Genomic DNA, 12,776 nt, shown 5'->3' on the forward strand with positions numbered 1-12,776 from the left:
ATCTCGACGCCAATGGGCTCAGGGGGCTCAGGTGCGCTCGGCCCAGGCCGCGCTGCTGAAGAATTTCATAGTGACCGCGTGGATGCTGCCATCAGCGATCCAGGGGTTCAAATGGGCATAGATGCTTTGTTGACGCTTAACCGGGCTCAAGGCCACCAGTTCGTCACTAATCACGTTCAGCTGAAAGTTGCAGCCTTCGCCCTCAACTTCTACCTGGGTTCCAGGCAGCTTTCCTTCAAGAAAGCTCTTCACTTCTACGGCCTGCATGCTCAACCTCAATCGGCGCCTAACGCGCGCGGGTCGGCCATCATACAAAAAAGCCCCGCGCCTGCGAACCCCATATCACAGGGCTCTGACGGAGGGCTTTTCTATAAATGGCTATTAATGATTTGCCAGCAATTCGGTCAAACCCGAAACCTGAGCGATTTCGCGCATGTCTTCGGGCATTGCCCGAATGCTCAATGGCTTGTTCTGGGCTTGTGCATCACGGATGTAACAGAGCAGCAATGACAAACCGACGCTGCTTGATTTAGTGACCGCCGAGCAATCCACGACCAAAGCCTTGGCCAGCGCCTTTTTGATCAGGGCCTGGCCTTCCTTGCGCAAGCGAGGACCGGTCTGATAATCGAGCACGCCGTTCAGGCGCAGCTCGCTTTCGCCGGCCAGTGTCACAGCCGCTTCACTCATTGGCCGGCAGCCTTGGGAGCTGCTTGATCGGTCACTTCCTTGGCCTTGGCAACTTCGCCGGCCCAGTTATCAATGGTCTTGTCCAGATTGTTGCCATTGCGCTGCATGGCGTCGGCGAACTGATCACGGAACAGCTTGCCAATGTTGATGCCATTGATAATCACGTTACGTACTTTCCACTCGCCATTGACCTTGTTAAGGGTGTAGGACAGCGGATAAATCGCGCCATTGTCGCCCGTCACAATCATGTCGACGCTGGTACGATCGCCACTTTCATCCTTGGCCGGCTTAACTTCGATGCCTTTATTCTTGAACTCGAGCAAGGCATTGCCATAGAACTGCATCAGGCTGCGTTTGAAGTTTTCCTGGAATCGCTGCATTTGCGCCGGCGTGGCGTTGCGCGAGTACTTCACGGTCATGATGCTTTTGGAAATACCGTCGACATCCACCACAGGCCCGACAATGCCATTCAGGGCATCGTAGAACTTGCTCGGATTGGTCTTGTACAGATCTTTATTGGCAGACAGGTCTGCCAATAAACGGGTAGTCGTATCTGAAACGATGTCGTGGGCAGATTGCCCCGGAGCAGCATTTGCCACAATAGGAAGGGCTGCTGCCAGAATTACCAGCAGGCCACGGCGCAAGAGAGAAATCATCTAAAAGCTCCTTATTTGGCTTCTTTGCTAACGGTATTCATCAAAAACTTGCCGATCAGGTCTTCAAGGACCAGTGACGATTGCGTGTCGTGAATGGTTCCACCGTCCTTGAGTACGGTGTCTTCGCCGCCAACGCTGATACCGATGTATTTCTCGCCCAGTAAGCCCGCGGTGAGAATAGACGCTGTCGAATCGGTCGGCAGGTTATCCACGCGCTTTTCCAGTTGCAGGGTGACCCGGGCAGTGTAGTTATCACGGTCCAGATCGACTGCAGTGACCTTGCCGATGGTCACGCCCGCCATGGTGACTTTGGCACGCACAGTCAGACCGGCAATATTGTCAAAGTAGGCGTAGAGCTTATAGGTATCGGTGCTGGCGGTCGGGGACAGTCCACTGACTCGCAGGGCAAGCAACAATAAAGCCAGGATGCCAGCCAGCAAAAACAGGCCGACACCGATTTCCATGGTGCGGTTTTGCATCAGAAATCTCCAAACATCAAGGCAGTCAAAATAAAGTCCAGCCCGAGGACTGCCAGCGAGGCATACACCACGGTCTTGGTAGTGGCACGACTGATCCCCTCTGAAGTGGGCTCACAGTCATAACCTTGGAACACGGCAATCCAGGTCACCACAAAGGCAAATACGATGCTTTTGATGATCCCGTTAAGTACGTCACCACTGAAGGTTACGCTGTTTTGCATGTTGGCCCAGTATGAGCCGTCATAGACGCCCAGCCAGTCAACAGCTACCCAGGAACCGCCCCAGATCCCGACCACGCTGAAAATCATCGCCAGTATCGGCAAAGAAATGAAGCCGGCCCACAAGCGTGGCGCAATGATGTATTTGAGCGGGTCGACCCCGATCATTTCCAGGCTGGACAGCTGCTCGCTGGATTTCATGTTGCCAATCTCGGCGGTCAAGGCAGACCCCGCCCGCCCGGCAAACAACAGTGCAGTGACCACCGGCCCCAGCTCGCGCAGAAGCGTCAGGGCAACCATCTGCCCGACCGCCTGCTCGGAGCCGTAGCTGGACAGGATACTGAAGCCTTGCAGCGCCAGGACCATGCCGATAAACACACCGGACACCACGATAATCACCAGCGACATGACGCCTACGGAGTGCAGTTGTTTGAGCAACAATCCGAAACCGCCACCAATGCCGCCCCGCCCCAGCAATGAATGAAACAGGAATATCGCCGAACGCCCCAGTACCGAGACAATGTCGATCCCGGCCCGGCCGAACAATCCGACGCGGTCCATAATTGAATGCTTGCGCATCAGCGCTTCCCCAGAAGATCGGTTCGGTAGTCCGAGGCCGGAAAGTGGAACGGAACCGGGCCATCCGGATCGCCATTCATGAACTGGCGAATGCGCGGGTTATCGGCGTTCATCAATTCTTCAGGCGTACCCTGCCCCAGCACCTGGCCATCACCGACTACATACAGATAGTCAGCAATGCTCGCTGTTTCAGCCAGATCGTGAGAGACCACGATACTGGTGATGCCCAACGCATCATTGAGCAAGCGAATCAGGCGTACCAAAACCCCCATCGCGATCGGGTCCTGCCCGACAAAGGGTTCGTCATACATCAGGATTTGCGGGTCCAGAGCAATCGCCCGTGCCAGGGCAACCCGGCGCTTCATGCCACCGGACAACTCATCGGGCATCAGGTCAATGGCTCCGCGCAGTCCCACCGCCTGCAATTTAAGCAGCACGATGTCGCGAATCATTTCTTCCGGCAACTGGGTGTGAACCCGCAGCGGGAAGGCCACATTCTCGAACACGTCCAGGTCAGTGAACAGCGCCCCGCTCTGAAATAACACCCCCATGTGCTTGCGGGCATCGAACAGATCGCTGCGCGACAGCGTCGGCAGGTTCTGACCGTTGACCCACACCTCTCCGCTGTTGGGACGCAGTTGCATTCCCATCAAACGTAAAAGGGTGGTCTTGCCGCAGCCGGAAGGCCCCATGATTCCCGTGACCTTGCCACGCGGAATCAGAATATCGACATTATTGAAGATGCTGCGCGTACCGCGCTTGAAGGACACTCCCTTCAGCTCGACCGCGTAGGCGTTATCGGCGCTCATCTAAACTCCTTGCGATGCAGCCTCTGCCTCTCACCCGGACACTTTGCTCCTTAATATAAGAAGCGCGTTCCCTGAGCGGGCCGAACTGGCGGCGAACTATACCACTGCTCATAGTGACCGCCCAAGGCCGAAGGAGTGCCCTATCAGGTTCCAGACAGCGAAATAAAGTCGATTCAGGCAGGAGTTTGTAGCAAGTGACAACAAAGCACGACGATCTAGCGTGAGGGAATGGCGCATAACCGCTATAATCTTTGCCTTTTCTCAGGCTATCCGACTTCAAACATGAGCCAATCCAGCGACCTGATCCAATCTGCCCAACGCACCATCCGCCTCGAACTGGAAGCCGTAGAAGGTTTACTGGCTCATATCGACGCTGATTTTGTACGCGCTTGCGAGATGATTTTGGCCAGTAAGGGCCGGGTAGTCGTGGTCGGCATGGGCAAGTCCGGGCACATCGGCAACAAAATTGCTGCAACCCTGGCCAGTACCGGCACCACCGCCTTTTTCGTCCACCCGGCGGAAGCCAGCCATGGCGACATGGGCATGATTACCCGTGACGACATCATCCTCGCGCTGTCCAACTCGGGATCGACGGCTGAAATCGTCACCCTGCTGCCGCTGATCAAGCGCTTGGGCATCCAGTTGATTAGCATGACCGGCAACCCCGAGTCGCCACTGGCGAAAGCCGCCGATGTCAGCCTTGACGCCCGCGTGGCCCAGGAGGCCTGCCCGCTAAATCTGGCGCCGACCTCCTCCACCACTGCAACCTTGGTGCTGGGTGATGCCCTGGCCATAGCACTGCTCGAGGCGCGCGGCTTTACCGCTGAAGACTTTGCCTTTTCGCATCCCGGTGGAGCCCTGGGCCGTCGCCTGCTATTGAAAGTCGAAAACGTCATGCATTCGGGCGAAGAGCTGCCGCAGGTTGTACGCGGTACATTGCTCAAGGAGGCATTGATGGAGATGACTCACAAAGGCCTCGGCATGACCGTAGTTATAGAAGAAGATGGTCGCCTGGCCGGCATCTTCACTGACGGTGACTTGCGCCGCACTCTGGATCGCGAAATCGATATCCGCAATGCCAGCATCGATGCAGTCATGACCCCGCACGGCAAAACCGCCCGGGCCGACATGCTTGCTGCCGAAGCCTTGAAAATTATGGAAGACCACAAAATCAGCGCACTGGTTGTTGTCGACAAGGAAGACCGCCCGGTTGGCGCCTTGAACATGCACGACTTGCTACGCGCAGGAGTGATGTAATGACCCTCGAACTACTTAAGCGTGGCAAAGACATCAAACTGGCAATCTTCGACGTTGATGGAGTTTTGACTGACGGTCGCCTGTACTTTCTCGAAGACGGCAGCGAGTTCAAGACTTTCAACACACTCGACGGCCAGGGCATCAAGATGCTGATGGCTGCCGGAGTTCAAACCGCAATCATCAGCGGCCGAAAAACACCCGTGGTTGAACGACGCGCACAAAATCTGGGCATCGGGCACCTGTACCAGGGCCGTGAAGACAAGTTGGTGGTATTGGACGAACTTCTTGGCCAACTCAACCTAAGCTATGAACAGGTCGCCTATTTAGGCGATGATCTGCCTGATTTGCCAGTTATCCGCCGGGTTGGCCTAGGCATGGCAGTAGCCAATGCTGCCAGCTTTGTTCGCGAGCACGCCCATGGCGTCACTCAGGCACGTGGCGGAGAAGGTGCCGCACGCGAATTCTGCGAATTGATTTTGCGCGCTCAAGGCCGCTTAGACGCAGCCCACGCAGCCTACCTATAGAGTTTTCCATGCTGAGCAAAAAGATCCGGAACATCCTGTTATTCACGGTCATTGCTGCGCTGTTCGCATCAGTTGGCTACTGGAATATCAGCCCCGAACGTTTTCTCGACACCCCTAAAGCGGCCGTCGATGAAACCGCTATCGACTATTACGCCCTTAACGCGCGCAGCCTGCAATTCTTGCCGGACGGCAAACTGCAGTATGAAATGACATCCGACAAGATTGAGCATCTGCAGGCATCCGAGGTCACCCTGATGACCAAGCCCGACCTGCAAATGTACCGCGGCACAGCATTCCCGTGGCACGTACAGAGTGAGCGCGGAGAAGTTAACCCGGACGGCACCGAAGTCGAGTTGATCGACTCGGTACGCGTGGCCCGTACAGATGAAAAAAATCGCACTACGATTATTACCAGTTCCCGCATGACTGTATTCCCCCAGAAGCAATATGCGCAGACCGAGCAAGACGTTAGAATTGACGGCGCTGGCGGCGTAACAACTGGCAAGGGCATGAAAGCATATTTGAAAGACGGCAGGATGGACCTGCTGTCCAACGTAAGAGGACAGTATGAGTCTCGTTAAAACCCTCCCTTTATTGCTCAGCCTGAGCGCAGCACTGGGAAGCGTGAGCGCCTGGGCCCTGCCGAACGATAACGAACAGCCAATCCGCATCCAGGCCAATGAAGCACAGCTGGATGACAAACAAGGTGTCGCGACCTACAAGGGCGATGTGATCATCACCCAGGGCTCGATGAAGATCACCGGCAACACGGTCACTATCACTCGCAACGCTGCGGGTGAAATTGACATCGTGACCTCGGTCGGCAACCTGGCGTATTTCGAGCAGTTGCAAAAAGCCACCGACCCCAAGCCGGTTCAAGCTTATGCCGTAACCATTCAATACCATGCGCCACAAAACCGCATTGTGCTGATCGACAAAGCCAAAGTGATCAACGACGGCAACACCACCGAAGGCGAGAAAATCGTCTATGACACGGTGAAACAGGTCGCAAATGCAGGGCGTGCGAACGGTACCAACGTAACTGCACCGCGCCCACGTATCGACATGGTGATCCAGCCGAAGAAGAAAACCGACCAACAGAAGGCCCAGTAATGGCAACTCTGAAAGCCCAGCATTTGGCCAAAAGCTACAAGAGTCGCCAAGTGGTGCGTGATGTCAGCCTGTCAATCGACAGCGGGCAAATCGTAGGTTTGCTCGGCCCTAACGGCGCCGGCAAAACCACATGCTTCTACATGATTGTCGGCCTGGTTCAGGCTGACCAGGGACGCGTACTGATCGACGACCTGGATGTCAGCCATCAGCCCATGCATGGCCGCGCGCGCGCCGGCATTGGCTACTTGCCGCAAGAAGCCTCCATCTTCCGCAAGCTGTCGGTCGCCGATAACATCATGGCGATCCTGGAGACCCGCAAGGAGCTCGACAAGGCCGGTCGCCGCAAAGAGCTGGAAAGCCTGCTTCAGGAATTCCACATCAGCCACATCCGCGACAACCTGGGCATGAGCCTGTCCGGCGGTGAACGTCGCCGGGTCGAAATTGCCCGGGCACTGGCAACCGCCCCCAAGTTCATCCTCCTTGACGAACCTTTTGCAGGCGTTGACCCGATATCCGTGGGCGACATCAAGCAAATCATTCATCACCTCAAGGCCAAGGGCATTGGCGTACTGATCACCGATCACAACGTCCGTGAAACCCTCGATATCTGCGAAACCGCCTATATCGTCAATGACGGACAACTGATCGCTGAAGGTGATGCTGAAACGATTCTTGCCAACGAGTTGGTGAGAGAAGTTTACCTGGGCCACGAGTTCCGCCTGTAAAGCCTGCTACATCGCGAACTCCGGGGCGCCAAGGCAGCAGAAAGTCCGCATGATTTTTATTATCTTGGCGCTCTAGGCAAACGCACCGGTTTCAGGCATATAATTTGCTTATGTTTGGCGCTCACGCGCCTTGGTAGTGGATGGCGCCATGCGCGCCGGCGAATAAGGTCTTAAGCCCCAGCCATGAAACCATCGCTAGTCCTGAGAATGGGCCAGCAGCTGACGATGACACCGCAGCTGCAACAGGCCATCCGCCTGCTCCAATTGTCGACCCTGGACCTGCAACAGGAAATCCAGGAGGCCCTGGAATCCAATCCGATGCTCGAACGCCAGGAAGACGGCGACGACTTCGATAATTCAGATCCCCTGGCCGACAATATCGAGCAAAAACCCAACAGCGACATTCAGGAACCCTCCTACCAGGAATCCGCACCGACTGTGGACAACCTGGATGAAGGCGACTGGAACGAACGCATTCCCAATGAGCTTCCCGTCGACACTGCCTGGGAAGACGTTTATCAAACCAGCGCCAGCAGCCTGCCCAGCAACGATGATGATGAGTGGGACTTCACCACGCGCACCTCTGCTGGCGAGAGCCTGCAAAGCCATCTGTTGTGGCAACTGAACCTGGCCCCGATGTCTGACACCGACCGACTGATCGGCGTGACCCTCATCGACTGCATCAACAATCAGGGCTATCTCGACGAAAGCCTGGAAGAGATCCTTGAAGCATTCGATCCAGAGCTGGATATTGAACTTGATGAGATCGAAGCCGTTCTGCACCGTATTCAGCAGTTCGAACCGGCCGGCATTGGTGCTCGCAACCTGAGCGAGTGCCTGCTGTTGCAATTGCGTCAGCTGCCTGCAAACACCCCTTGGCTGAACGAAGCCAAACGCTTGGTGAGTGATTACATCGACCTGCTGGGTGCCCGCGACTACAGCCAGCTCATGCGCCGCATGAAGCTCAAAGAAGACGAACTGCGCCAGGTCATCGAACGGGTACAGAGCCTTAATCCCCGCCCTGGATCGCAGATCGAATCCGGCGAAGCCGAATACGTCGTACCCGATGTGATCGTTCGCAAAGACAACGAACGCTGGCTGGTGGAGCTCAACCAGGAATCAGTGCCGCGCCTGCGGGTCAACCCGCAGTATGCAGGCTTCGTACGGCGTGCCGACACCAGCGCCGACAACACCTTCATGCGCAATCAGCTGCAGGAAGCTCGCTGGTTCATCAAAAGCCTGCAAAGCCGCAACGAAACCCTGATGAAAGTGGCGACCCAGATCGTCGAGCATCAACGCGGTTTTCTGGAGTATGGCGACGAAGCAATGAAGCCACTGGTGCTGCATGACATTGCAGAAGCGGTCGGCATGCACGAGTCCACCATCTCCCGCGTTACGACACAGAAATTCATGCATACCCCGCGCGGTATTTATGAATTGAAGTACTTTTTCTCCAGCCATGTCAGCACCTCGGAAGGCGGTGAATGCTCGTCCACTGCAATACGTGCCATCATCAAAAAACTGGTCGCGGCTGAAAATCAGAAAAAGCCGTTGAGTGACAGCAAGATCGCTGGTTTACTGGAGGCACAAGGTATTCAGGTGGCCCGTCGCACCGTCGCCAAGTACCGCGAATCCCTCGGGATAGCGCCTTCGAGCGAACGCAAGCGTTTGATGTAAGCCACGGGTCACAGCGTTTCAGTGGCAGGTAGCTCGGCCTGCCACTTTATACAATGGCAACAGAAGGAGAAACTGCATGCAAGTCAACATCAGTGGACAACATCTGGAAGTCACCCAAGCGCTCCGCGACTCGATCAATGAAAAATTCGCACGACTGGAACGTCACTTCGACAAAATCACCAATGTGCAGGTGATTCTCTCTGTTGAAAAACTTCAACAGAAAATCGAGGCCACACTCAATATTCACGGTGGCGAAGTTGTCGGTAATGCCGTAAATGAAGACATGTACGCGGCCATCGACAGCCTTTACGAGAAGCTTGATCGCCAACTGAAAAAGCATAAGGAAAAGACCCTAAGCCTGCTCCAGGGCGCAACGGGTCGTTAATACCCCCTACCCATGATTCGACTTGAAAATATCCTGACTCCCGGCCGTTCTTTGGTGAACGCGCCGGGCGGCAGTAAAAAGCGCGCACTCGAACAAATTGCCACTCTGATCAGCCGCGAAGTGCCGGGTCTGGAAATGCAAGATGTCTTCGAGAGCCTTATTGCACGTGAAAAACTCGGATCTACGGGTTTTGGTAACGGCATCGCCATCCCTCATTGCCGCCTCAAGGGCTGCGAGTCGCCTGTTAGCGCCTTGCTGCATCTTGAAGCTCCCATAGATTTCGACGCCATCGATGGCGCGCCGGTCGACCTGCTGTTCGTTTTACTGGTGCCAGAAGCGGCAACCGATGCACACCTGGAACTGCTCCGGCAGATCGCCAGCATGCTCGATCGCAAAGAAGTGCGTGAGAGATTACGCAATGCACCCAGTAACGAAGCGCTGTATCAGGTTGTTCTGGACGTACAGAACGGTTAACTATCATGCGCTTAGTCATTGTCAGCGGACGCTCCGGCTCCGGAAAAAGTACCGCCCTCGCCGTCCTCGAAGATAACGGTTTCTATTGTATCGACAACTTGCCAGCCGGCTTGCTGCCGGAGTTGGCGGAACGTGCACTGATTCATACTGAACTGGCACAACCGCTGGTGGCGGTATCGATTGATGCGCGAAACCTGCCAAGCCATTTGTCACGCTTTCCGCAGTTGCTTGAAGAAGTACGCAACCGGCATATCCAGTGCGATGTGTTGTTCCTCGACGCCGACGAAGAGACCTTGCTCAAGCGCTTCTCGGAAACACGACGACGTCATCCGCTCAGCAGCGCAAGCCGTTCGCTGGCCGAGGCTATTCGTGACGAGACCCAATTGCTCGGACCGATTGCCGACCTTGCAGACCTGACCATCAACACCACCAACCTGAACCTGTATCAGCTGCGCGATACCATCAAACTGCGCCTGCTGAACAAGCCTGAACCCGGCACCGCCTTTTTGGTCGAGTCGTTTGGCTTCAAGCGCGGCATGCCGGTCGATGCCGATCTGGTTTTTGATGTGCGCTGCTTGCCCAACCCATACTGGAAGCCTGAACTGCGCGAGTTGTCAGGGCTGGATCAACCCGTCGCGGATTATCTGGCAGCACAACCTGATGTCGAAGAGATGTTCCAGGACATCTCCAGCTACCTGCTTAAGTGGCTACCCCGCTTCGCCGCCAGCAACCGCGCATATGTCACCATCGGCATCGGCTGCACGGGCGGCCATCACCGCTCTGTTTACCTCACCGAACGGCTCGGTCAATGCCTGCAACAAACTCTGAAGAATGTCCAGGTTCGCCACCGCGACCTTACTTGAAAGGATCAACCCCGCAATGCCTGCACTGGAAATTGAAATCATCAACAAGCTGGGCCTGCACGCTCGGGCATCCGCCAAGTTCGTCGGCATTGCAGGACAGTTTCCATGCCAGATCAGAGCAGGACGCACCCCGGAGTCAATGGTAGACGGCAAAAGCATCATGGCCATGATGATGCTTGCCGCCGGCAAGGGCACAAAAATCCATCTCAAGACTGAAGGCGAGCAAGAACAGGAAGCACTGGATGCGCTGGTCAAACTCATCAACAACTGCTTTGATGAGGGCGAGTAACCATAGCGGGAATGTTGACCGACCTCCCACTGCCGTTTTCAGCGCCCTACCCCAAGGCCGTATCCATCACCATCATCAAGCAAAACCCGACGCACAACCCCAGGCTTGCCAGCTTCTCGTGACCATTGCGCCTCGACTCGGGAATCACTTCTTGCGTCACCACCAACAGCATTGCCCCTGCTGCCAGTGCCAGCCCCAATGGCAACAACACCTCGGCCAAATTAACCAGCCAGGCGCAGAGCACCGCAAATACAGGCTCGACCAGTCCTGAGGCTGCACCAATCAGGAACGCCTTGATCCGCGACATCCCGGCACCCGCCAACACTAATGCGATCACCAGCCCTTCCGGAACATCCTGCAGGGCGATGCCCATCGCCAGGCTGTCGGCATCCGGCATGCCACCACCCGCCGACACCCCGACCGCCATCCCCTCAGGGATGTTGTGCGCCACAATCGCAATGACAAACAACCAGATACGCGGAGCAATCGCCGGCTCCCCCGGGCGATTGAGGAGCATTTCAGGTCCGGCTGCGCAGACTTTACGGTCAACCAGAAACAGGCAGAACGCACCCAGCATGATACCCGCACTGACCAGCCCGCTTGCCCCCCAGGATGACAACCCCAGGCCTTGAGCCGCCGCGATGCCGGGCACAATCAACGAGAACGCTGTAGCCGCTAGCATCACGCCGGCGCCAAAGCCCAACAAGGTATCACTCACCGCCACCGGCATTTTGCGGATCACCAGTACCGGCACCGCGCCCAGAGCCGTGCCCAACGCACAGAGTGATCCGCCTTGAAGTGCCCGTAACATTCTTGGCTCAAGGTCCAGCCAGACCAGTCCTTTGGCCACCAGCAAGGCCGTGCCCGCCAACAGCAAGAGCGTGCCGAGGGCATAACGGAACATCCGTACACCACCGACCGCTAATAGTTGCGTGCCCATAATCGACCTGAATCCTTTTCAACGTTATCAGGCAACCGCTGCCTGATAACGGCGCGCCACTTCCGGCCAGTTGATCACGTTGTAAAACGCATTAATGTATTCCGGACGACGGTTTTGATAGCGCAGATAGTAAGCGTGCTCCCACACGTCCAGCCCCAAAATCGGCGTGTTGCCATTCATCAACGGACTGTCCTGATTACCGCTGCTCTCGACCACCAGAATTTTTTGCGGGGTCACGCTCAACCATGCCCAGCCGCTGCCGAAACGGGTCAGGGCGGCCTTGGTAAAGTTATCCTTGAACACCTCAAGCCCACCCAGCTGCTCATCAATTGCCTTGGCCAATGCGCCGTCCGGACGCCCGCCGCCCTGAGGGCTCATGACTTCCCAAAACAGCGAATGGTTGGCATGCCCGCCGCCTTGATTGATGACCGCAGCCCGCAGCTTTTCGGGAAGTTGCTGAACACCGGCGACCAGTTTTTCTACTGGCCATTGCGCCCACTCAGTCCCGTCAACGGCGGCGTTGAGATTATTGATGTAGGTCTGGTGATGCTTGGTGTAGTGAATTTCCATGGTTTGCGCATCAATATGCGGCTCAAGTGCATCGTAGGCATAAGGCAACGCAGGCAAGGTAAAAGTCATATCAATGTGCTCCTGAATGATGGCCGCTGACGGTTGAGAACTCGTGACCGGTCTGAGCCACGTTACTTTTGAGCAACAGACTGGACCGCGGGTATTCGCCGTGATCACTGATGAAGTTCAAAAGCTCGACATAGGTTTTGCTGCTCTGGCGCAGCGCGGCTTCGCGCAACGCAGAGGTCAGACGAGGGTTCTGCATGGTTTGCAGCAAGCGCTGGTGAATCGCACAGAGGTACTCGACGCTCTCCTCTGGCTGGTTAAGGCGTAAATGCAGATCCGCCAGGTTGTGGTGAGAAATAACGCAGGCTGCCACTGCTTCGTCGGCATCACTCCAGCGCTCGAACAGTACCTGGGCCAGCGCGAGAGCCTGCAGGTAGTGCTCTCGGGCATCGACCAGCTCGCCTACAGCGAAACAGCGATTGGCTCTTTCGATCGTGCGTCTCCAGTGCTCCATGTGAACCTCCA

Annotated in this window: 19 protein-coding genes; 10 read left to right on the forward strand and 9 right to left on the reverse strand. The window is 56.0% G+C overall.

Translation table 11 applies throughout. The annotated features are described in order from the left end of the window. Window positions 1-27: 27 nt before the first annotated feature. The 6 genes from AOC04_RS16070 to AOC04_RS16095 form a co-directional block, all read right to left on the reverse strand. Window positions 28-267, reverse strand: coding sequence for a BolA family protein (locus tag AOC04_RS16070; protein ID WP_003439919.1), 240 nt, complete (start codon window positions 265-267; stop codon window positions 28-30). 114 nt (window positions 268-381) lie between these two features. Then, window positions 382-687 carry an STAS domain-containing protein gene (locus AOC04_RS16075; RefSeq protein ID WP_060695075.1) on the reverse strand — a complete coding sequence of 102 codons (306 nt, stop codon included), beginning with the start codon at window positions 685-687 and terminating at the stop codon, window positions 382-384. Further along, window positions 684-1,343 (reverse strand): MlaC/ttg2D family ABC transporter substrate-binding protein, encoded by a 660-nt coding sequence (locus AOC04_RS16080; protein ID WP_060695077.1) that lies wholly within the window; start codon window positions 1,341-1,343, stop codon window positions 684-686. Before AOC04_RS16080 ends, AOC04_RS16075 begins: the two co-directional genes overlap by 4 nt. Window positions 1,344-1,354: 11 nt before the next feature. Next, window positions 1,355-1,822, reverse strand: coding sequence for an outer membrane lipid asymmetry maintenance protein MlaD (gene mlaD / locus AOC04_RS16085; RefSeq protein ID WP_060695079.1), 468 nt, complete (start codon window positions 1,820-1,822; stop codon window positions 1,355-1,357). Further along, a complete protein-coding gene (gene mlaE / locus AOC04_RS16090) occupies window positions 1,822-2,619 on the reverse strand; it encodes a lipid asymmetry maintenance ABC transporter permease subunit MlaE (protein WP_060695081.1) in 798 nt (265 codons plus the stop codon). The genes mlaD and mlaE overlap by 1 nt, the downstream gene beginning before the upstream one ends. Continuing rightward, window positions 2,619-3,428: an ATP-binding cassette domain-containing protein gene (locus tag AOC04_RS16095; protein WP_060695083.1), complete on the reverse strand. Its 810-nt coding sequence runs from the start codon at window positions 3,426-3,428 to the stop codon at window positions 2,619-2,621. Before AOC04_RS16095 ends, mlaE begins: the two co-directional genes overlap by 1 nt. Before the next feature lie 282 nt (window positions 3,429-3,710). On the opposite strand from AOC04_RS16095, the gene AOC04_RS16100 reads away from it, so the two are divergent. From AOC04_RS16100 to AOC04_RS16145, 10 genes are all read left to right on the forward strand, one after another. Further along, window positions 3,711-4,685, forward strand: coding sequence for a KpsF/GutQ family sugar-phosphate isomerase (locus tag AOC04_RS16100; RefSeq protein WP_060695084.1), 975 nt, complete (start codon window positions 3,711-3,713; stop codon window positions 4,683-4,685). After that, window positions 4,685-5,209 carry a KdsC family phosphatase gene (locus AOC04_RS16105; protein ID WP_060695086.1) on the forward strand — a complete coding sequence of 175 codons (525 nt, stop codon included), beginning with the start codon at window positions 4,685-4,687 and terminating at the stop codon, window positions 5,207-5,209. The genes AOC04_RS16100 and AOC04_RS16105 overlap by 1 nt, the downstream gene beginning before the upstream one ends. An 8-nt stretch (window positions 5,210-5,217) precedes the next feature. Then, window positions 5,218-5,790 carry an LPS export ABC transporter periplasmic protein LptC gene (lptC, locus tag AOC04_RS16110; RefSeq protein ID WP_060695088.1) on the forward strand — a complete coding sequence of 191 codons (573 nt, stop codon included), beginning with the start codon at window positions 5,218-5,220 and terminating at the stop codon, window positions 5,788-5,790. Beyond that, entirely contained in the window at window positions 5,777-6,322 is a 546-nt protein-coding gene (gene lptA, locus AOC04_RS16115; RefSeq protein ID WP_060695089.1) for a lipopolysaccharide transport periplasmic protein LptA, read from the forward strand. The genes lptC and lptA overlap by 14 nt, the downstream gene beginning before the upstream one ends. Continuing rightward, window positions 6,322-7,047, forward strand: coding sequence for an LPS export ABC transporter ATP-binding protein (gene lptB, locus AOC04_RS16120; RefSeq protein WP_060695091.1), 726 nt, complete (start codon window positions 6,322-6,324; stop codon window positions 7,045-7,047). The genes lptA and lptB overlap by 1 nt, the downstream gene beginning before the upstream one ends. 183 nt (window positions 7,048-7,230) lie before the next feature. Continuing rightward, window positions 7,231-8,724 carry an RNA polymerase factor sigma-54 gene (locus tag AOC04_RS16125; RefSeq protein WP_060695093.1) on the forward strand — a complete coding sequence of 498 codons (1,494 nt, stop codon included), beginning with the start codon at window positions 7,231-7,233 and terminating at the stop codon, window positions 8,722-8,724. Window positions 8,725-8,800: 76 nt separating this feature from the next. Further along, a complete protein-coding gene (gene hpf, locus AOC04_RS16130) occupies window positions 8,801-9,109 on the forward strand; it encodes a ribosome hibernation-promoting factor, HPF/YfiA family (RefSeq protein WP_060695094.1) in 309 nt (102 codons plus the stop codon). Between the two features lie 12 nt (window positions 9,110-9,121). Next, entirely contained in the window at window positions 9,122-9,583 is a 462-nt protein-coding gene (gene ptsN, locus AOC04_RS16135) for a PTS IIA-like nitrogen regulatory protein PtsN (RefSeq protein WP_060695096.1), read from the forward strand. A 5-nt stretch (window positions 9,584-9,588) separates the two neighbouring features. Next, window positions 9,589-10,446, forward strand: a complete 858-nt coding sequence (rapZ, locus tag AOC04_RS16140; protein WP_060695098.1) for an RNase adapter RapZ — start codon at window positions 9,589-9,591, stop codon at window positions 10,444-10,446. A gap of 16 nt (window positions 10,447-10,462) precedes the next feature. After that, window positions 10,463-10,735, forward strand: coding sequence for an HPr family phosphocarrier protein (locus tag AOC04_RS16145; protein WP_060695100.1), 273 nt, complete (start codon window positions 10,463-10,465; stop codon window positions 10,733-10,735). A 46-nt stretch (window positions 10,736-10,781) separates the two neighbouring features. On the opposite strand, the gene AOC04_RS16150 is transcribed toward AOC04_RS16145, so the two are convergent. The 3 genes from AOC04_RS16150 to AOC04_RS16160 are packed head-to-tail and all read right to left on the reverse strand — an operon-like array spanning window position 10,782 to window position 12,765. Beyond that, entirely contained in the window at window positions 10,782-11,675 is an 894-nt protein-coding gene (locus AOC04_RS16150) for a ZIP family metal transporter (protein ID WP_060695102.1), read from the reverse strand. A gap of 27 nt (window positions 11,676-11,702) precedes the next feature. Then, window positions 11,703-12,314, reverse strand: coding sequence for a superoxide dismutase (locus tag AOC04_RS16155; RefSeq protein ID WP_060695105.1), 612 nt, complete (start codon window positions 12,312-12,314; stop codon window positions 11,703-11,705). A gap of 1 nt (window position 12,315) precedes the next feature. After that, window positions 12,316-12,765: a hypothetical protein gene (locus tag AOC04_RS16160; RefSeq protein ID WP_060695107.1), complete on the reverse strand. Its 450-nt coding sequence runs from the start codon at window positions 12,763-12,765 to the stop codon at window positions 12,316-12,318. Window positions 12,766-12,776 lie beyond the last annotated feature (11 nt).

The organism is Pseudomonas versuta, from assembly GCF_001294575.1.
GTDB lineage: Bacteria > Pseudomonadota > Gammaproteobacteria > Pseudomonadales > Pseudomonadaceae > Aquipseudomonas > Aquipseudomonas versuta.